This is a genomic window from Nostoc sp. (assembly GCF_036918245.1).
In the GTDB taxonomy this organism is placed as follows: Bacteria; Cyanobacteriota; Cyanobacteriia; order Cyanobacteriales; family Nostocaceae; genus Nostoc.
Window position 1 is genome coordinate 1 of the sequence record NZ_JBALEF010000059.1, and the last position, 21,157, is coordinate 21,157.

Below are 21,157 nucleotides of genomic sequence, written 5' to 3' on the forward strand. Positions count from 1 at the left end.
AGTGAGGTTGCTGGAATACGCCATTAGTATTGGATTTTACATGCTGAGGAGTACCTTAATTCAAAACCTGATAAGATGTCAAATGGGTTCTATAAACATATTCAATTATCTGACTCATTATTTTTTCATAGTCTTCACGTCGCCATAGGAAGGAATAGTCTCGTTTATGATTAAAATAATATGACTGTGGCTGAGATTTTTGATGGGAAATCCAATCCATGTATTCAAGGATAAATTCTGGATCACGATTCAAGATGTAAACAAAGTTTTGTCCATACTGATCTATCTGTATGTGATAGCCATTTTTTAGAACTCGAAAATAAGCTTTTTTAAGCAGATTTAAATCTTTCTCGAAAAGATTAAGTAAAGCTGTATTAACTTCTCTATGACTGTTAAATAATAATGATAATGGATAAAAGTTATTAAAGTTGTCAGGAGCATTGACTAAAAGAATTTCGATTATATTGATAAATACATTTTCATCTAACATCTGATATTTTAGAACAAAATTTAACTCCTGTGGTATTTCACTTACCTCAGTTTCCCTATAGAGACTATAAAGCTGGTCGAGATGTTCTTTTCTAATCAGTTCTTGAGATAATAAACGGTAAAAATCAAACAACCACTTTCGCTTTGAAGCATAATCAGCTTTGTTGAGAATTTCAGAAGTTTTGTCAAGACCTAAAATTTTAATTAAATGACTAATAAGTTGAGGAGCATTAATTCTAAGTAGATTTCCACAACTAAGATAATGTTTTAATACATCAGCATAGAGTTGTGGATCTCGATTTGCCAGATCAATAAGCACTCTGGCTACTTGGCTTGGAAGATGGGATGTATTATGATTTCGGCGATTTGTTTCCTGCTGAATCTCAAGGCATTGGTCAAAAAATTGTTTATAGTCTTCCAAGTTGTAGTTTACAAAGAAGTCTTGAATTCGTTGTTGCCTAAGTTGCTCGTATTCCTCATATTCTAAATTTATATATCGTCTCTCTAGTTGATCAGAAATAAGAACTTCAGAGATTGCATAGGTTTTATTTGTAAATAAACCGCGCAAAGTTTCACACAATACATATCTCCATAAATTAGCCATAATTTTCCTCAAAATAATGGTTTTATGGTCATTCTCGGAGATTTCTAATTTTTGATACTCTAATTTATCTAAGTAGCTTTGAACTATCAGGCAATGAGAATAACTACTGGTATCCAGATATGACTCAACAAAAGGAAATACCTCAGATGAATCTTGGATAATTATTTCATTTACTGAGACTTTGTAGCCTGATGTACTGTACTTGTAAAGAAGATTAAGCACATCTTCCTTGAGAACAGGTATTTTATAGAGTTGGAATATCCTCTGCCAAATTTTTTGTCTAAGTTCAGCCAGTTCTGGCGTTGGTGGTAAGGTGAAGTTAAAGATGTTGATTCCTTTCCCTTTCATCCTACTAGTGTTAAAGTCAGTATAAAGATAATGTTTAGCCACTGTGATAAATAGCTTTGAAAACATTATGTCTTCACCATCCTTAACCCTTTCCCACAGTACATCAATTACTATCTGCTGGATAGCAAATCCATAACAATAGGATTCGTGATCAAACCCAAATCGTTCGGTAAGAAGGTAAAGCGCTTGCGATATTTCGCTCGGTCGTTTTGTGATATACTCCAAAAGAACGTCTAACGCCATTTGGACATTATTCTCATCTGAATGGTTGAATAACCCTAGTGTGCTGAGGATAGAAGGTGATGGAATATTAGAGTTAGGCTCAATTTCCAATTTAGAGACGTCTGCTAATTCCGGTTCCATTGCGGAAATGCAGTTATGAATATATATAAGGATGTCTGTTTCCTTGAGGAACCAGAACACCTGTATGAAGTGCATCAGATTTTCTTCATCTTTTGCATTTTGATATGTTTGCCATGCTTGATTAACGTGTGGACGCATTACTTCTATGATTCTTTCACTATCAAAAGTATTTATAACAGGATTGAGAGCGTCAACAAGTCGATACTGAAGCTGAGGGAAAAAGTGATTTAGGAGAATAGCAAAATTGAGTAATTTTTCTTTAAAGAAGGCAAGGTAAAAAAGATAGGTAGCGAGAACTTGGTCAGAGACTCGCACGATCTCATTCTCGTACATATCAAGCAATTCATGCTCATGTAGCTGGCAAACAGCCTTCCATAAAACTTCTTGGCTAACACCGAATGTTGTCTCAATTTCCTCCATCATCTTTTCATTTGAACGATCTACCGTCCTAAAAAATGCAACAATACCAGCAGCTTTCAAGAGGTTTTCATCACCGAGTTCTTGTAAATCTTTTCGGATTGAAGAATAATACTCATCGTAAAGATTAGATACATTATTAATGCTGTCAAGTTTCTCTTCTTGTTTTGCTAACAGTGCAGCCATGATTGCAAGACGAGGATTTCCTTGAGCAATATCGGCAATTCTGTTGAGATACTGGGGATTAAGAATTTCGTACTCATCCTTAAGTATTTGCTTTATCTGATTTTCGTCCAAAGAGTTTAGCTCTATCTCAGTCCAATTTTTATATGACTGCGCTAATTCCTTAACTTTTGCAAAAGCATAATCTCGAACAGTAGCAATGACCTTGATTTGTTGATCCTCGCGCTGGTCATAAAGGATTTGAATGAAGTACTCAAATGAGTTAACCCGATTCGCATCATCTACAAAAATGAGGTGACAGCCTGGTTCTGAAAAATAGACACGGAGATCCTCAAAAATATCTGCTGCTCCTCGAAGAAAAATACATCTAACCTGATATTCAGGGTGACTCGCTAAAAACTGATTGCAACATTCGAGCGCCAATCGAGATTTACCGATGCCTGCTTTGCCAGATACAATAACAAGATTACTGTTATTCAATCCTTGCAATACTTGCTCTAACTCTTGCTCTCGAAAGTGGAAAGTTGTATTAAGAGGAGTAGCCGCTTTTTTATCGTAAGCCTTAACAAATTCATCAATATCAACGATTTGTCCTGTGTCTACCTCAACTCCAAGGAAATCTCTGGCAATGCCTGGATATTTTTGGTAGAGATCATAAGAGATAGGCCCAATACCAAAAATATTAAGGTTGACTCCTCGCTTCTGGCATTCCTTTGTCAATAAAACTATCTCATCTGAGGAAAGCATTGATGTGTGACATAAAACTATCTCTTGGATTTTTTCAACAGATATTCCAGTTTTTGCCTCATCAAAGCACTTGTCGAGGTCTTTCTTAAATTTCTGAGCAACTCCTTTCTTCTCTGTTGTGTATTCTGCAAAGACATACTTTCCATTAGGTAGCACTACTAATGTATCAGGAGTTCCTGTCCTCACTTTGTCAGCACCAATTACAGATCCAAGGGGATTAATCTGCTCATATCCTTTCTTGTGAAGGTAAGCATCGGCAATCTTTTGGAACTTTTCACCGCTTTGTTCCCGTAGTTCATTTTGGATCTGGTTAATTTTTGACATATAACTTTACACTGTTCAAATCCTAGTAGCGTTGCCAATAATTTAACGCTTAACTAAAGATAAATCCGGTGTCAGCCTCTGCAAAACTTGCTTCAATACCATCGCTGTCCAATCTATATCAGCTTCGGTAGTATCACGCCCCAATGTGATGCGAATTCCACCCAAAGCAGCTTTTTCGGAATAACCCATTGCTAACAATATCGGGCTAGGGCTAAGTTTACCACTGTGACAGGCAGCACCAGCACTGATGCCGATGCCAGCAAGGTTTAGCTGTCGTACCAAGGTTTTACCGCTGAGTTTTTCCCCATCAGCGTTTTGTAGGCACATGCTGACATGGTGAGGTAAACGATCGCAGCCATCCCCTGTAGCAATTAAACCAGGAATCTCAGCTAATTGGGCAAAAGCGCGATCGCGTAACTGAATCAATCGTGGTGTTTCTGTAGCTAATTCTTCGGCTGCTAATTCTGCTGCTACACCAAATCCGGCAATTATCGGTACTGCTTGTGTACCAGAACGTAGTCCCATTTCTTGTCCACCACCACTCAGTAAGGGCATAAAATCTACCCCAGGACGCACATATAACGCTCCTGCACCTTGCGGCCCATATATTTTATGACTAGAAAGGCTAAGTAAGTCTACTGGGAGTTGTTGCACATCTATGGGTAAGCGTCCCGCAGCTTGCACCGCATCTGTATGGAACAAAGCACCATGCGATCGCACAATATTACCCAGTTCCTCTATTGGTTGCACAGTCCCTACTTCACTTTGACCGTAAATTATAGAAACTATGGCTGTGTTATGTCGCAACGCCGCCTTTAAATCCAAGGGGTTGACTTTGCCTTTAATATCTACAGACAAGCGTGTAACTTCCCAACCCCACATTTCTAACAACCCTACTGTTTCAGAAATTGCGGAATGTTCAACGCTAGAGATAATTAGATGTTGAGGAACAACATACAACCGAGCCACACCCATAATCGCTAAATTATCTGCCTCAGTGCCACCAGAGGTAAAAACGATCGATTCAGGGGTAGCGGCGTTAATTAAACCAGCAACTTGGACTCTGGCTTGTTCTACAACCGTTGCCGCCCGTTGTCCCCACTCATGTAAGCTGGAAGGATTGCCCCACTGTTGAGTGAGGATTGTTTGCATAACTGCGATCGCTTCTTTTCGAGTCGGAGTAGTGGCGCTGTAATCTAGATAAATTTGCATATAACCGATAATAGTGAAAACACACGTTGGTGATAGACTGCGGATTTGTCAGCATATACAGTTTTAGTGGACAAATCCTGAAAAAAATATCTGTAATTCTACATCTAATAGTGGATTTTTCCTTTTACTTGGAAACTTATTTCTCTACTTAATTCAGAACCCAAAATTTTGGGAATGATAAATATATCCACTCCCAATCCACTTTTAACAGATTACAGTGCAACTTCTCTCTAGACAAAGATATTTTTTATATATCTTTTTACTGATATTCTCTCTCGCTGGTTGTCAACGAGTCCAGTCCTACAATCAGCGTCCAGCACCCTTACCACAAGACCCGTTAATTCAAGTTTACTTTAACCATTCTGAGTCTTCAGAATACCAAGAAGCTTACCGTCAGCAAACTCGCCTGGGGGATGATTTAGAAAAACAGATTGTGGATGCTATTACGAATGCTAAATCTACAGTAGATGTAGCGGTGCAAGAATTACGTTTACCCAAAGTTGCCCAAGCACTGGTTGATAGACAAAAAGCTGGGGTAAAAGTCAGGATAATTTTAGAAAATATCTATAGCCGACCTTGGAGTAGCTTAACATCTGCTGAAGTAGGTAAGTTAGATAAAAGAGAACAAGAACGCTACAACGAATTTCGCCAATTTATTGATATTAACCACGACAATCAACTTAGTCCAGCCGAAATTAATCAAAGAGATGCTTTGATGATTTTGCAGAATGCCAAAATTTCCTGGCTAGACGATCGAGCAGATGGTTCAGCGGGTAGCAGCTTGATGCATCATAAATTTGTGATTGTGGACAATCGCCTCGTAATTATCACTTCAGCTAATTTTACATTAAGTGATACTTCTGGTGATTTTACAAATTCCAGCAGTTTAGGCAATGCCAATAATTTATTGCAGATTGACAGCCCAGAATTAGCTGCTTTATTTACAGAAGAGTTTAATATCTTATGGGGAGATGGGCCGGGAGGTCAAGCAGATAGTCGATTTGGTTTGCAAAAGCCGATACGTTTACCTAAACAAATAACTTTAGGTAACACCCAAATTACAGTGCAATTTTCGCCTACTTCTCCAACTCAACCTTGGAATAACAGTAGTAATGGTTTAATTGGTAAAACTTTGGATTCAGCAAGCAAGTCTATTGATATGGCATTATTTGTCCTTTCTGAACAACGTCTTGGCAATATTTTAGAAAAACGCCATCAACAAAGTGTGCAAATTCGCGCTTTAATTGAACCACAATTCGCCTACCGTCCTTATAGCGAAGCATTAGATATGATGGGGGTTGCTCTGAGTAACAAATGTAAATATGAAGTTGACAACCATCCTTGGTCAAATCCAATTACTACCGTAGGTGTACCTATATTACCCAAAGGCGATTTATTGCATCACAAATTTGGTGTTATTGATAGCCAAACAGTAATTACAGGTTCTCATAATTGGTCAGATGCTGCCAATAATGGTAATGACGAGACACTTGTGGTGATAGAAAATCCGATAGTTGCTGCCCATTATGTGCGAGAATTTGCTCGTCTTTATACCAAAGTTAAACCAGGCTTACCACCAGCAATTCAAGAAAAAATTAAATTAGAACAAACACGGTGTCCTCAAATAAAAACTTCTTCTTCAACTGAGTTAGAAGCAATTCAAAAAGTAAATATCAACACCGCCAGTTTAGAAGAATTAGTAACTCTTCCTGGCGTGGGTAAGAAGTTAGCACAGCGAATAATTATTAGTCGTCAACAGCAAAAATTTACATCTTTACAAGACTTAGAACGAGTTTCAGGAGTGAGTGCTAGAACTGTAGAAAAATGGGATAATCGCGTAATTTGGTAGGGTAGCACAGCTGTGTTACCCTATGATAGTCTGTATTCTACTTAGTTAAAAAGATGTAAGATTACACAAATGCGGTATTTAAACGCGATCGCTAGCTAAATCAACCAAACTGCGGAAATGCCCATTCTGAGAAAATCGTTCTGCTATTATTTGTTGATAAACCGCCTCATAGCCATCAGTCATGTGCTTAACACTGAAAAGATTTTCGACATACTGACGACAAGCATAACGGTCTAACTCAATGGCGCGATCAATAGCACTGATGCACTCTTGAATATTATTGCAGAGGAAACCCGTCTTGCCGTCAGAAATTACTTCCTCAGTAGACCCCAATTTTATTGCAATCACTGGCGTACCGGAAGCCATTGACTCAATCATCACCAATCCAAAGGGTTCTCGCCAAGTGATCGGGAACAGAGTTGCTACTGCACCACCCATCAGGGCATTTTTTAGAGCATGGTTGGCTTCACCCAGATACTCAATTTGCTCCCCGTCAATGTGCGGTTTAATTTCCTTCTCAAAGTATTCCACATCAACGACATCCACCTTCCCAGCCATTTTTAAATGCCAACCAGTTTCTTTGGCGATTTCTATGGCTAAGTGCGCTCCCTTCTCTGGAGATATCCTACCCAAAAACGCTAAGTAAGGAGGATCTTCTGGTTGGGAGTGAAACTCATAACTGCTAACATCAATTCCGTTGTAAACCGTTGCTATAGAGTTCAACCCTAACCTTGGTTCTCGTTGTGCATTCGAAATATTCACGTAGGGTTGTTTCTTACCAAAACTAAACATCTTTTCGTTGTCAGGGTTAAAAGTACCATGCAACGTGTGAACTGTAGGGGTTTTGACGAGATTCGCGTAAGCCAGTGCCCCATGCCCGATATGGGAGTGAATAATATCAAACTCTTCTGCGCGTTCATAAACCGAAGCTAGATTCAGCATCTCGTAAATGCCGTAATCTTTGATAGTAGAATCGAGTCTGAGGGCACGGGGATGAACTGACGTTAGTGTTCCCAGACTAATAGAATCTCCCGATGCAAATAAAGTTACTTCGTGTCCGCGTCGGACTAATTCATCGGTCAGTAACCCCACTACTAACTCTACACCACCATAAGCTGGGGGTGGAACTCTTTCCCACAGTGGAGCTATTTGAGCAATTCGCATCATAAACCTCCTAAAAAATAAAACTTGAATTAGAAGTTTTTTATTTCTGTTGTTTTAGTGCTGGTAATTAATTCACTTTGCATCAGAAAGTAACTTGAGATACTAAACTTATTAACAATCTCTTTCAAATCTTATGCTGTTACTTCTATATTCTTTGTCTATCCTAGTACGGAAATTACCCACTCCTAAAGAGGTAAATACATTCTATTTTATTAATTGTTGGTAGTTTATTGAATGTTAAATATAGATGTTTTTGACAAACAGGAATTCACTAAAATCGTCAATTTTTAAGTTAAATGCTGATAATAGGCAGAAAAACTCTGCTGTCGCCTGTCAATTATCTAATTTACAAAAGTTAATTAAAGAATAAATCGTGTAGTCACTTTTTGGGCGGCTTTCCGTACTCTCAAAAATAATTTAGAGTCGCCCAAAGAACAGATTTTGGTAAAGTAGGTAGTTGGAAATCAGAAGCAGCAATTTTTCTGATAAGTTCTATCCAAATTATTAAAGGTAACAATTAACTATTAGACATCTTTAGAAATTAAATATGTGTTATCCAGAAGCCTTGTAGAGACATAGCAGTGCTACGTCTCTTTTTTACCAGATGTCTAGTATGGGCGAAAGTTTATCTACCTTATAACCAGTTGTTCAAGCTGCTTGTCTGATTAATTGAGATACTATTGGATTCTCCACTAGTCAAAAGAGAGAGAAGATAGTTAAATCATTGACTTATTACATTAAATGTGATATTTTAGATTCCTATCAATAAAAATCATATATAAACGTGAATATCTCTCCATCTCTCAAAAAACCGCGTGTCTCATGGCAGGCGGTTTTCTCAGTGCTGATGTTTGTGTTCATGTACCTGCCCATACTGGTACTTGGCTTTTATAGCTTCAATCAGTCGCCCTACAGTGCAACTTGGCAAGGATTCACTTTCGATTGGTATCGCAAGTTGTTCAGTGACGATCGCATCTTATCAGCTTTGCAAAACAGTATGATAGTTGCAGGTTGTGCCGTAGCAATTTCAGCAGTGCTGGGAACCTTGATGGCGGTTGGGTTGGCGCGTTACGAATTTCCTGGCAAGAAATTGTATCGTGGTATTGCTTACCTACCATTGATTATTCCCGATATTGCGATCGCAGTGGCTACCCTAGTATGTCTAGCAGCCTTTGCAATACCTTTGAGTTTGTGGACAATAGTTGCAGCCCATGTAGTGTTTTGTCTGGCATACGTCGGACTTGTGGTTGCTTCCCGACTGACTAATTTAGACCCACACTTAGAAGAAGCAGCACTAGATTTAGGTGCTACACCAACCCAAGCTTTCATTAAAGTATTGTTACCTCAATTAATGCCTGGGATTGTCGCTGGTTGTCTCTTGGCTTTTGTCCTCAGCTTAGATGACTTTCTCATTGCCAGTTTTACTGCTGGTAGCGGTTCTAACACCCTGCCAATGGAAATTTTTAGCCGGATTAGAACCGGAGTTAAACCTGATATTAATGCGCTGAGTGTCATGTTAATTTCAGTATCTGCGATCGTTGCCCTTGTAGCTGAATTAATTCGCGCTTCTGGAGAGAATAAAACTTTTAAATAAGAGTTGCAATTGGCAATAAAAGTTATAAGTAGGTGATTTAGTTATTCATGAACTTTTTTGGATAGCGAACAACAGTTATATTAAAATATAGGGTGCATTACGGCAAGCCTAGCGCCCCAATATTATGGCAATGTGCCGTACTTTCTGCTAACACAACGTCATAGTATAGATAAGTAAATAAATATAATTTATTCATCCTTATGCCCTCGTGTAAAAGATAGTTTTAAGCACATGAATAAACTTCCGTGTTCGCTTCTCTACATAACTGTTTTCAATTAGATAATATTGGGGCTAACTTTGGAGAAGATGCTATTTCCCCCTGATTATGCAAATCTGCCAAAATCTCAATTGCTCAAATCCATTCAACTCTGATAGCAATAGATTTTGCGTGAGTTGCGGACAAAGCAACTTTGGCAAACTTCTCAGAAACCGTTACTGCGTATTAAGACTCTTAGGTGAAGGTGGATTTAGTAGAACATATTCTACAGAAGATGTAGACAGACTAAACGCCCCTTGCGTCATCAAGCAATTTTTCCCGCAGTTTCAGGGAACAGGACAACGCACTAAAGCCGCAGAATTTTTCAAAGAAGAGGCTTTCCGGTTGTATGAACTGGGAGAAAATCATACCCAAATTCCCAGATTACTAGCTTATTTTGAACAAGGTACTAGCTTGTATCTCGTACAAGAATTTATTCAAGGAAAAACTCTCTTACAAGAAGTTCGGCAACAAATTTATGGCGAACAACAAATTTGGGAACTTTTAGCTGATTTATTGCCAGTTCTGAAATTCATTCATACCCATAACGTCATTCATCGAGATATCAAACCAGAAAATATCATCCGCCGTGCAAGTGATGAAAAACCCGTCTTAATTGACTTTGGCGGTGCTAAACAGGTGACACAAACCAGTATAGGAAGACAAGCTACGGTAATTTATACCCTTGGCTATGCCCCAACAGAACAAATGGCTGGATTTGCTTGTCACGGCAGTGATTTGTATGCTTTGGGTGTAACTTGTGTGCGTCTTTTAACTCAATGTTTGCCCTTGCAGGATGCTTCTGGACAGATTAATGACCCTATTTATGATGCCATGAATGCTAAATGGTTGTGGCGCGAACGGTTACAAGAAAAAGGCATTACTATCAGCGACGACTTAGGAAAAATTTTAGATAAATTACTAAAACATCTACCGAGTGAAAGGTATCAAACAGCAGTAGAAGTTATCAACGATTTGAAGTTTGCCACATCGAACATTGAACCTGTTGCCCTAAAAATTGTTTCGATGTCTCAACCTATATTACCGCCGCTACCACCAAAAGTAATCGTACCATTCCCCCCGTTAGAAACCTTTGAATTTGACGTAGTGACAGTAGACACAGGTGGTAGAGAAGTAAACCGTATGAGTGGTAATGCAAACTTTTTTGCTGAAGAATTAAGTAAGTCTGTCACATTAGAAATGGTATCGATTCCTGGTGGTAGTTACATGATGGGTTCACCGGAGTTTGAAGGAGATGCTGACGAACGTCCTCGACATAAAGTTACCGTTGAACCATTTTTTATGGGGAAATTTCCTGTGACTCAAGCACAGTGGAGAGTAGTAGCAGCTTTACCCAAAGTCAAACAAGCTTTAAATCCCCATCCATCGAAATTCAAAGGTTTAGATAGACCAGTGGAAAATGTATCTTGGTATGAGGCTGTAGAATTCTGTCTCAGGCTATCAGAAAAAACTGGACGCGACTATCGTTTACCGAGTGAAGCTGAATGGGAATATGCTTGTCGTGCTGGAACTACAACCTCTTTCCACTTTGGCGAAACGATTACCTCTGAGTTAGTCAGCTGCGATGTCGAACCAAAAAGCAAATTCCGTAAAGAAACAACAAACGTCGGTAGTTTTGAAGTCGCCAACGCCTTTGGATTATACGATATGCACGGGCTAGTTTGGGAATGGTGTGCTGATTCGTGGCACAACAATTATAACGACGCACCCTTAGATGGAACAGCTTGGGAAGTTGGCGGTGATATTAATCGCCGAGTGCTACGCGGTGGTTCTTGGAGTTTCAGTGCAGAACTTTGTCGCAGCGCCAGTCGTAGCTGGAATGAGTCAGACGGTGGACTGAGGATTTGTGGCTTTAGAGTAGTATTTTCTGTAGAGGAGATTATTTAGTAATTTAATTACAAGGTTGTATAAATTATGAACAATAGAATTGAGAAAGGTGACATAGTAGTTATAAATAAAAGTGGAAAATATCATCAGCAAGTGGGTGAAGCTAGTGAGGTAGATTACAATATTTTCTTCGTCAAAATAGTCTTAGTAAAGTTAGGTAATCAAGAAGAAGCCTTTGAAGAAAAAAATTTAAAATTAAAAACTAAAAAGCCCACCTTGCAAGAAATAATTGTATCAATAGACAAAATTATAGAACAAGTTGATCGGATTCACCACTTGCCGACAAAAGAGAAAGTAGAGTTACCCAACCGTCTGAAATATCTAAAATTAGATATTCTTAAACTAGATAAGCAGTTGATTCAAAAAAACTTCGACAGTATAGATAAAATACTCGCAGAAACAAGAGAAACAGACTCATCAGCAAGTTTCTGGCAGGAAATAGATCCTAATTTGGATAAAATAAGCTGGTGGATTAGAACAAGTCTGTGAACTAAGAAGTAATCGGCGAGAATAAATCAGCTTTCTCTGGTTCTCAGCTAGAGTCTGCGAATACCTAATTAGACTTCTTGCATGAATCAAAAACCCTCACCCTAAATCCCTCCCCCAAATTTGGGAGAGGGACTTTGAAATTTGCTTCTAAATAATTGGCATTGGACATAATTAAACGTAGCTATATTGTTTTTATCTTATATCCTTAATGCTTTATACCTTATACTTTCCGCTTCATTCTGACTAGTAACTTTTATTTGTAACCACATACTCAACTTTGTATTTGTAGCTGTATGGTTTAAATTTTGTTATTAACTGTGTGTTTACATAATTTTAATTTTTGAGAATACTTTTTTAGCAAAAGCTTTTAAATTTATATATTAATAAAGGACGTTTTATTAGATAAAATAAACTACGAAGATCATCAGAAATATATATGCGTTTTTTTCAGTTAGCAGGAATTCTTGGTTGTACGACAGCAGCTTTTATCTCAATAGCACCGATACAGGTAGAAGCTGCAACTTTTAAAGTGATATCTGGAGTCACCAGCATCGATCGCGATCACGAGGAGATTCTTAGTAGTATTGGGCTAACCTTGACAGGCACTAATCAGACAGTTGCACCAATTCCTAGCAATTATTTAGTTGGCTTCAACATCGACTCACTTACTAACTTCACGTTCAGTGACGAGGGCGGTTTTACTCCGCTCTCAGGTACAATCGAGCATACTGGTACTGTTACATTCAACGATCAAATTACTGTTGGTGATTTTTCAATCGGTTTTGCTCCAGGACGTACTGTCACAGGTGCCAGCGGACTTGTTTTAAGAGATACATTTTCTTTAAATACAATTTTGTTTGATTTGAGCAGTCCGGGACTTGTGGCATTTGATGGCCAAAATTTAACCATCCCTGATGTTCAATTGTTGATTTCTCCAGAGTTTGCTGATATATTAGACAACCCTGAATTGTCCGGTTTGTTTGCTGGAACTGCACGAATTGATGCTCAAGTTGCTGCCATCCCTGAACCTGATAGTGTACTAGCAATTTTAGTAGCAGGTGCGACTCTTTTAGCAGCTAGATTTTATACTCAAAAAATTAAATACACCTGATATTTTGAAGCATAGCCAACCAAAAGTTCGCTCTACAACCCAACGCTTAATCCTTTTCAAATCTCGTTTCCAGCCTCGGGCTGAAAATGCTGCTCATTGGGCTGCTGCCACAAGTCTTGAGGCGGAAGCCCCAACAACAGGTATTCCTAGTCGGAGGCTAGAAACGAGACAACCCAATTATCAGGCAATACAGTTCAGAATGAGCAACAAAACCCTGATGTAGAGACGCGATTTATCGCGTCTTGAAAGACTAATTATTTACACCAATAACCCTTAACCCAAGCATATTGAATTATCAGGAGTGCTGAGTGGGGAATCTCACTTCTTTACTCAGCACGGGCTAAACCCTAGCTATCCGCTAACGGAACTCGGAAAAGAGAAACTGTTTTACCCAATGCTTTATGACCAAATACTTTCGCTCTCATGTTGATGCAATGGCTAGCTATGTTCCCAAGGACCAGCCTCAACGTTGGTACACAGATTATTAAACTTCTCTGCTTCTGAGATTGCTTGTTGTAAGAAGTTTACTTTCTGAGCGCTGCACAGCATATATATAGTGCGGTATGTCGCGCCAGAGTGTCTCCTGAACGACCTTGAGTCCGTTCTTTTCAGCTACACGACGAGAAGGAATGTTTTCTGGGCGAATTAGGGAAATGACGCGATGATCGCAACCCAGTACGTTAAAGGCGTAGTCCTGGCAAGCAGATGCAGCTTCAGTTGCGTAACCCTGCATTTGTTGGTCACGGCGGACATGATAACCAATTTCGAGTTCTTGGTGTCCCTCGACCTCCTGCCAAACCAGTCCACAGTCGCCGATTACCTCACCCCTTGTCTTGAGAACCATCGCCCACAAGCCGAGTCTGTGCTGTGCGTAGTTGCGGCGATGCCGGTCAATCCAGTTTTCCACCATCTCGCGGTCGGCTTTGGGTAGTAGCGCATCGACTCTGCATCGCCGAGGACAAGCAGTAATGCGTCGAGGTCAGAAAGCGTCATTTCCCGCAGTAATAGGCGTTGAGTTTCCAATATCATTAGTGAATCCTCGTTTAGTCATTGTCCAGTTTATCTTTGCCTGAGATGTAGTAAGCACTTCAGTGCTTATAGTACTTTTCAAGGATTTGCTCGGATATTCCAGACGATAGCCCCCGCGTTGCATCATAAATATCAGAAACTCGGTCGAATGAAATGGTTGTAGTCATGCTATCTTCTATCTTTTCATAATGGTTATTGATAAATGCAAATACAGTCAGGTAACTAAGAAAATTGCACTTTACCAAGTTTTTTTAAAGCAAAGAATAAGGAACTAATATGTAATGCTTGCAGCAATATATTATTATCAATGTTTTTGATTAGCCTTTCTAGAGGTAATAAAACTACATCAATCTGTTCTGTAACGTCTAGTTTTAAATCAGCCACACGTTCTACATCTGTTGCTAAAAAACAATGGGTTAAATTAGTATGATTAGCTGGATTTGGTGATAATATACCAGTTTCAATAAAATGATTGCTAGTGTAACCAGTCTCTTCCAATAATTCGCGTTTTGCAGCTTCCATTGGCAAAACATCTTCAGCCTCTACAGCACCGCTGGGTAATTCTAGAATTGTTTTTTTCAGACCGTGGCGATATTGCTTTACTAAAATAACTTCCTGATTTTTGGTTAAAGCTACAACATTTACCCATGTTGGATATTCAAGAACATAATAGGGGTCAACTATTGTTCCATTAGGCATTTGGCAAGTATCAGACCGTACTGAAATCCATCTATCTTTTACTAGATGTCTAGATTTTAATACAATCCAATCAAATGGACTTACCATATTTAAACCTCTTTTTAACGTTTGTTACAGGAATTATTTTTAATGATTTCAAATCAGGTAAAGCTAGTATTATCGCCACTCACTATCTTTTCTGACAGCTAATATCTAACTAAAATACTAGCCATAGTTTTGAAACTCACACTGGCAATAATGAAACGTGCGCTGAAACCACCTTCCATCCTTCGGTAAACCTGTACCAAGTCTGGCTTTGTCGCCCGAAACGCTCTACACCATTGATAATCCGGCGAAATTCTAAAGTTACTGTTGCTGCATCTTTCCCAAAGGCTGCAACCTTGAGATTCGAGATTTCTCGCTCTATTTTCGGGTTTGGCCGATTCTGACGAAAGTTACGAACTTCATCGCCACCATAGAGGTTTTCTGTGATGCCAAACCGCACTACTTCGGGCGCATCCCAAAACAAGCTATCCATCACCTCCAAATTGTTATTAGAAAGGGCTTCTTCATACTTGAGGTACAAATCAGTTACTTCAGTTACAACAGTAGGGTCATTTATAGTAGTCATTGTTATTACCAATTTTTGGTGTTATGGCTGATTATGCACTCTTTCAAATAGCCAGAGCTATTTTTCTTTTAAGCTCCTTCAGTAAGTAGATTCAGACGAATCAGATCGCGGAAGGTGGAGATTTGCTGCATAAAGAAAATTGAGCCTGCAATACAAATACTTGCACCAAGAATCACAGTATTGCTACTACCAATTTTACTTGCTAGTGCGCCAGCTATTAAGTTACCTATAGGTACTGCGCCTGTAGATGCCATAACGTAAAGACCTGTAATTTGTCCGCGATTTTCATCGCTCACCAACAACTGAAGCAAAGTGCGTCCGGCAATTATCTGCAAAATAAAGCCGAAACCAGATGCAAATAATGAGAGCAGTGAAAGCCAGAACACAGGGGATAGGGCAAAGACAATCAAGCTTACTCCCATAAAACATATACCCAATGCTAGAACTTTACCCGATTCCAGTACATTGCTATGCTTAGTTAAATAGATACTACCTGCTAAGGTTCCCAAACTGGAAGCTGTCATCAAGAAGCCGAAGGTATTAGGGCCACCTTGCAAAATATCCTTGGCAAAAATCGGCCCCAAAGCTAAATAAAATCCCCAGACGCAGCAGACTAAAGCCGAACCAATTAAGACTGAGCGAATTGGCAAAAACCCAAAGGCATATTTAAAACTAGTTTTTAATTCTTCTAAAGGTTTGCGTTTGGAAATAATGGCTTTTCTAGATGTCAGCCGTATTGCTAGGAGGGCAATAATTACAGCAATGTAACTGATGCTATCAATTAGGAAACATAGCCCCGATCCCAGCGCCACAATCAACAAACCTGCGATCGCAGGGCCTACCATACTCGTCACACTCACCAGGGAAGAGTACAAGGCAAAGGCATTACCGAGATTTTCCTTACCAACCGTTTCTGGAAGAAATGCCTGTCGGGTGGGAATATCGAAGGCGTTGATCATCCCTTGCAGTACACCAAGAATTGCAATGTACTTGATATTAATCGTACCGCTTAGGGCTAGCCACGTTAGAGCTAAAGACTGAAGCATTCCTAGAATTTGGGCAACAAGCAATATTTGATGACGATTCCAGCGATCGGCAATGATTCCACCCAGAGGAATCAACACAAGCGTGGGAATTTGGCTGGCAAAGCCCACTAGACCAAGTAACCAAGCCGAATCGGTGAGGCGATACACCAGCCAACTAGTAGCCACTTGAGTCATGGATGTACCAATCAGAGAAATTGCTTGACCTATGTAGTACAGGCGAAAATTTCTGGAACCAAAAGCACGAAGCATGACCTGCGATTTTCTTGATGCTTCCATACATCACCCCTCAGTAGTTCCCAGTCCTTAACCGTGAATAAAAAAGTAGGCAGTCATGCTGAAGGCAACAATCATGACAAATTTCCGAATTAAGTGCGGTTCAAGTTTACGAGCATAATGGGCGCTTAAGTAACCACCAAGAGAGCCACCTACTGCCATCAAAATAGCTTGATGCCAGGCAATCACACCTGCAAAAATAAATGGAATAATTGCAATACCATTGATACAACTCCCTAAAAATGTCTTAAAAGCATTGATTGTATGAATACTTTTGATGCCTAAAAATGTCAAAGTTGCCAGCATTAAAATCCCTAAACCTGCGCCAAAGAAACCGCCATAGATTGCGATCGCTAGTTGAGCCAGTACCAAATTAAACAAAGGTACAGACTCAGGTGATGACTTTTGACTTTGACGCTGCAACCACTTTTTGAAAGGTTCGCCAAAGGTAAACACCAGGGTTGCCAGCAGCAACAGATAGGGAATCAGCTTTTTAAAGACATCTGGCGATGTATACAATAAGGCGATGGAGCCAATCATGCCACCAAATAAACTGACACCACATAGAAGTAAAAAATCTCGCCGCTCGATGTTTAAATCTTGACGATATGCTCCAGCACTTGCTAGAGCAGCCACCCAAATCGCGGTATTATTCGTGGCGTTAGCTGCGATCGGGGGTACACCCGTAAAGATGAGAGTTGGAAACGTGATAAAGCTTCCACCACCCGCTACAGCATTTAGCCCGCCTGCAATGAAAGCGGTACTAAAGAGAAGTAAACTATGGAAAAGTGTTAAAGATGGCGGCATTATTTACGAATTATAAGTCTGGGAATATCACTTGGAGAATGGGCAATCCAGTCAGCACCATGAGCTTTCAATTCCTCCTCAGTTCCATAGCCATAGGTAACACCAATTGAAGCAATATGATGGCGCTTGGCTGCAATGATGTCATGTGAGCGATCGCCTACCATCATCACAGTAGAAGGTAAAAGTTTTTCTGTTAATAAAATATGGTGAATTAAGTCACCTTTTATGCTTCGCGTTCCGTCAAGTTCACTACCATAAACACCATCAAAAAGCAATGCTAATCCAAAATATTCAATAATTTGCGTCGCATAAATAGATGGTTTAGAAGTCGCAACAAAAGTTTTATAACCAGCAAAACAAATGGCTCTTAGGACTTCTGAAATTTGGGGATAAAGTGAGTTTTCAAATAATCCAATTGTGGCAAAGCGATGACGATATAGTAAAAGAGCCTGTTCAATTACTGTGCTATCCAAGGTATTGAGTAATTGCGAAAAGCTATCTTTCAGTGGTGGGCCAATACACCAATTTAATTCATCAGCATTCGGTGGTTTGTAACCGAGTTCAGAGAGCGCATACTGAATGCAACCAGTGATGCCAGGTTTAGGATCTGTCAAAGTCCCGTCAAGATCAAAAAGAATAGCGGAGAAAGGCATATCTTAATTACCAATTCAACCCCTAATTTTGAGCGATTTCACAAAGCCTTCTGCACTAAGTAAGGCGATCCCCAATGTGACAACACCAATCCCTACACTCTGAATCACATTTAAAGTTTCGTTAATGGTTATCCATGCAACTAACGCTGTCAATGCTGGACTGCTAGAGCCGATTATGGAAGCGGTAGAAGCGCCAACCATCCGAATTCCCACATTGTTTAAAGTGTGTCCGAGAAAGCTGACAAGACCCGAAAAGATACTGCCAATCCATAGGGGTGTCCAATCAAGTTGGCCGCTCTTAGCTGGCCAAAACAGTAAGCTAACACCAGAAAGCAGTAAAGTGGAAGCAAAACTGATCCAGGTAAAGGGAATTGGATGGAATTTTTCTAAACATTTTTGAGCAATGATGCAATAAAAGGCGTAAACAATCCCAGCGCCAAAACTAGCAAAAATGCCGATCGCAATGGTATGACTGCTGTAGGTGGCAGAAGATTGGGGAATGGTGAGAGCGCTTCCCACCAGAATAATAGCCATTACTAGCCAACGGAACAATGTGGGGCGATCGCCAAAAAACCTCCAAGACAGCAGAGCTGTAAATACGGGATAGGTGAAGAAAAGGGTCAAGGCAATACCTGTGGGAATCAAGCCAATAGCAATGTAAAGTGAGGCAATATACACAAACATCAGCACTCCACAGCCAAGAGCTTGAATCAGAACATCCCTACCTTTGCGGGTGAACAAGTCTTGGAGTTCTGTCCAAGCAGATGGATATAGCTTGAATGATAGAGATGCCATGAGTGGAACCACCAGCAGCATTCGCATGAACATCAGCAAGAAGGAATTCTGCAAATCCGGTTTAACGTATCCACCGAGTAAAAATAAACCTAGTACGAGATGTTCTGAAAACAAAACTCGGACAGTAACGTTGTGAAACGTCAAAACAAAGGAGGATAGAAGAACCGTTAGGATGCCCAACACGATAAAAAGTTTCCTTAGAGACGACTTGATTGTATTGTTAAAACCACTGGAATAACAAACCAGATGAAGTTTGAGGAAATCAAAGCCGTCGCTTCAAAAACACTGCCAGTTGTTCAATCAAAACTATGCCAAGGAACCGACGCCCACAGATTCAGGAGCAGTCTTTGTGCTGAACTGGTTCACCGGACGGGGTAAACCAAGATTTTCACGCAAAGTACTACCTTCATACTCAGTACGAAATATTCCTCGGCGTTGCAGTTCGGGAATTACCAAGTCCACGAATTCATCTAAACCCCCAGGTAGCCAGGGCGGCATGATGTTAAATCCATCAGCCCCACCATTAACGAACCAATCTTCTAACTGATCGGCAATGTGTTCTGGTGTTCCGAGAATCGTTCGATGTCCCCGCGCTCCTGCAATCCACAAATACAGTTGCCGAATTGTTAAATTCTCTCTGCGGGCAAGATCGGTGATCAGCTGCAAGCGGCTTTTGCCAGCGTTGGTATCTGGCAGATCCGGCAGGGGCCCATCTAGGGGATATTTAGACAAATCATGGCCACCCACAAGCCCAGAAAGCAGCCCTAATCCTACTAAGGGATGGATCAACTCCTGAAGTTGCTCATATTTATCCTTAGCTTCCTGCTCAGTCTTACCAATCACTGGGAATACCCCTGGCATAATTTTAAGATGGTCAGGGGAACGTCCGTATTTAGCCAATCTCCCCTTGACGCTGGCGTAGAAAGCTTGAGCTTCTGCCAACGTCTGTTGTGCAGTGAAAATCGCCTCTGCTGTTTGGGCAGCTAAATCCTGTCCAGCCTCAGAAGATCCAGCTTGTACAATTACTGGATATCCCTGCGGTGGACGCGCCACATTGAGCGGGCCGCGCACCGAGAAATATTTGCCCTTGTGGTGGGGAACATGCAACTTTTCTGCATCGAAGTAAATACCTGACTCCTTATTGTGGAGAAAAGCATCGTCTTCCCAACTGTCCCAAAGTTTGGTGACAACATCCACAAATTCCCTCGCCCGTTCATAGCGCAGTGAGTGTTCTAGGTGGTTTTCTTGGCTGAAATTCTGCGCTGCGGCTTCAGCAGCAGAGGTTACAAGATTCCATCCGGCACGACCACCGCTGAGATAATCTAGTGATGCAAACTTGCGGGCGAGATGAAAAGGTTCATCATAAGTCGTTGATGATGTTGCCACCAACCCGATATTTTCTGTCACCATAGACAGAGCCGACAACAAGGTTAAAGGTTCAAAGTGGACACTGAATTGTCCCGAACGGCTAAAAGCCTCAGTCCCTTGCCCTCGATCCCAGACGGCTAAACCATCTGCGAGGAAAAGCATATCAAATTTACCCCGTTGAGCTGTTTGTGCCAGCTGCTTGTAATGTTGGAAGTTTAGACCTCCATCAGCCGGGGTGTTGGGATGTCGCCACGCTGCGACGTGATGACCACTGCCGGGTAAAAATGCTCCGAGTTTAAGTTGTTTTTTTGTACTCATGTTTGTATTTGCGAGGGCGTACTTGTGCTTTTTTCGTTCTCTTGTTTGCAACAAGAAAATGTTAGTTATTAGGACTCTGGTCTTGTTGCTTGGATGGAGGGTAGTTTAGAGAATTCATCGTACCAATGAGCAAGTTTTGAATATTTTTGCCGCCATTGCAGATCAGGAAGGCGGATCTCTAGTCCAAGTGCAGAGGCGAGGGTTATATGAGCAAGTTTTGGAGTTTGGTCAAGTTTATCTGAAATCTTCTCGTGGCACAGCCTCTCGTAGAGAAGCTACGGTGTACACACAGGTCTCTTGACTTACAATGCCATTGCATCGGCTAACAATGCTATTGCATCGGCTAACAATGCTATTGCATCGGCTAACAATGCTATTGCATCGGCTAACAATGCTATTGCATCGGCTAACAATGCCATTGCATCGACTAACAATGCCATTGCATCGACTAACAATGCCATTGCATCGACTAACAATGCCATTGCATCGACTAACAATGCC

At 40.5% G+C, this 21,157-nt stretch carries 18 protein-coding genes; 6 read left to right on the forward strand and 12 right to left on the reverse strand.

Annotation, left to right across the window (positions count from 1 at the left end; translation table 11 throughout):
* Positions 1–55: 55 nt before the first annotated feature.
* Positions 56–3,475 carry a hypothetical protein gene (locus V7L12_RS16855; RefSeq protein ID WP_335085859.1) on the reverse strand — a complete coding sequence of 1,140 codons (3,420 nt, stop codon included), beginning with the start codon at positions 3,473–3,475 and terminating at the stop codon, positions 56–58.
* A 42-nt stretch (positions 3,476–3,517) separates the two neighbouring features.
* A complete protein-coding gene (locus V7L12_RS16860) occupies positions 3,518–4,687 on the reverse strand; it encodes a cysteine desulfurase family protein (RefSeq protein ID WP_335085861.1) in 1,170 nt (389 codons plus the stop codon).
* A 217-nt stretch (positions 4,688–4,904) separates the two neighbouring features.
* Between V7L12_RS16860 and V7L12_RS16865 the strand changes: the two genes are divergently transcribed.
* Entirely contained in the window at positions 4,905–6,536 is a 1,632-nt protein-coding gene (locus V7L12_RS16865) for a DUF655 domain-containing protein (protein ID WP_335085863.1), read from the forward strand.
* A gap of 78 nt (positions 6,537–6,614) precedes the next feature.
* Here V7L12_RS16865 and V7L12_RS16870 read toward each other — a convergent pair whose 3' ends face one another.
* Positions 6,615–7,700 (reverse strand): glycosyltransferase family 4 protein, encoded by a 1,086-nt coding sequence (locus tag V7L12_RS16870; protein WP_335085890.1) that lies wholly within the window; start codon positions 7,698–7,700, stop codon positions 6,615–6,617.
* 784 nt (positions 7,701–8,484) lie between these two features.
* Here V7L12_RS16870 and V7L12_RS16875 point away from each other — a divergent pair.
* The 4 genes from V7L12_RS16875 to V7L12_RS16890 all read left to right on the forward strand — a co-directional run bounded on the left by V7L12_RS16875 (position 8,485) and on the right by V7L12_RS16890 (position 13,058).
* A complete protein-coding gene (locus tag V7L12_RS16875) occupies positions 8,485–9,294 on the forward strand; it encodes an ABC transporter permease (protein ID WP_335085865.1) in 810 nt (269 codons plus the stop codon).
* Between the two features lie 325 nt (positions 9,295–9,619).
* Entirely contained in the window at positions 9,620–11,458 is a 1,839-nt protein-coding gene (locus V7L12_RS16880) for a bifunctional serine/threonine-protein kinase/formylglycine-generating enzyme family protein (RefSeq protein WP_335085867.1), read from the forward strand.
* Positions 11,459–11,485: 27 nt separating this feature from the next.
* The gene (locus tag V7L12_RS16885) at positions 11,486–11,947 is read left to right on the forward strand and encodes a hypothetical protein (protein ID WP_335085869.1); all 462 of its coding nucleotides are present in this window, start codon (positions 11,486–11,488) and stop codon (positions 11,945–11,947) included.
* 436 nt (positions 11,948–12,383) lie between these two features.
* Positions 12,384–13,058: a hypothetical protein gene (locus V7L12_RS16890; RefSeq protein WP_335085871.1), complete on the forward strand. Its 675-nt coding sequence runs from the start codon at positions 12,384–12,386 to the stop codon at positions 13,056–13,058.
* 484 nt (positions 13,059–13,542) lie between these two features.
* Here V7L12_RS16890 and V7L12_RS16895 read toward each other — a convergent pair whose 3' ends face one another.
* The 8 genes from V7L12_RS16895 to V7L12_RS16930 form a co-directional block, all read right to left on the reverse strand.
* Positions 13,543–14,028, reverse strand: coding sequence for a GNAT family N-acetyltransferase (locus V7L12_RS16895; protein WP_335085893.1), 486 nt, complete (start codon positions 14,026–14,028; stop codon positions 13,543–13,545).
* Between the two features lie 281 nt (positions 14,029–14,309).
* The gene (locus tag V7L12_RS16900; protein ID WP_335085873.1) at positions 14,310–14,873 is read right to left on the reverse strand and encodes an NUDIX hydrolase; all 564 of its coding nucleotides are present in this window, start codon (positions 14,871–14,873) and stop codon (positions 14,310–14,312) included.
* A gap of 136 nt (positions 14,874–15,009) precedes the next feature.
* Positions 15,010–15,396 carry an oxalurate catabolism protein HpxZ gene (hpxZ, locus tag V7L12_RS16905; RefSeq protein WP_335085875.1) on the reverse strand — a complete coding sequence of 129 codons (387 nt, stop codon included), beginning with the start codon at positions 15,394–15,396 and terminating at the stop codon, positions 15,010–15,012.
* Positions 15,397–15,464: 68 nt separating this feature from the next.
* A complete protein-coding gene (locus V7L12_RS16910) occupies positions 15,465–16,718 on the reverse strand; it encodes an MFS transporter (RefSeq protein ID WP_335085877.1) in 1,254 nt (417 codons plus the stop codon).
* A 27-nt stretch (positions 16,719–16,745) separates the two neighbouring features.
* Positions 16,746–17,522, reverse strand: coding sequence for a sulfite exporter TauE/SafE family protein (locus V7L12_RS16915; protein WP_334930425.1), 777 nt, complete (start codon positions 17,520–17,522; stop codon positions 16,746–16,748).
* Positions 17,522–18,175, reverse strand: coding sequence for an HAD family hydrolase (locus tag V7L12_RS16920; protein WP_335085880.1), 654 nt, complete (start codon positions 18,173–18,175; stop codon positions 17,522–17,524). Before V7L12_RS16920 ends, V7L12_RS16915 begins: the two co-directional genes overlap by 1 nt.
* Before the next feature lie 15 nt (positions 18,176–18,190).
* The gene (locus V7L12_RS16925; protein ID WP_335085882.1) at positions 18,191–19,153 is read right to left on the reverse strand and encodes a DMT family transporter; all 963 of its coding nucleotides are present in this window, start codon (positions 19,151–19,153) and stop codon (positions 18,191–18,193) included.
* A gap of 123 nt (positions 19,154–19,276) precedes the next feature.
* The gene (locus V7L12_RS16930) at positions 19,277–20,656 is read right to left on the reverse strand and encodes an LLM class flavin-dependent oxidoreductase (RefSeq protein WP_335085884.1); all 1,380 of its coding nucleotides are present in this window, start codon (positions 20,654–20,656) and stop codon (positions 19,277–19,279) included.
* Positions 20,657–20,792: 136 nt separating this feature from the next.
* Between V7L12_RS16930 and V7L12_RS16935 the strand changes: the two genes are divergently transcribed.
* Entirely contained in the window at positions 20,793–20,957 is a 165-nt protein-coding gene (locus tag V7L12_RS16935) for a hypothetical protein (RefSeq protein ID WP_335085886.1), read from the forward strand.
* Between the two features lies 1 nt (position 20,958).
* On the opposite strand, the gene V7L12_RS16940 is transcribed toward V7L12_RS16935, so the two are convergent.
* Positions 20,959–21,157: hypothetical protein (locus V7L12_RS16940; RefSeq protein ID WP_335085888.1), on the reverse strand; the 199-nt coding region annotated here is incomplete at its 5' end.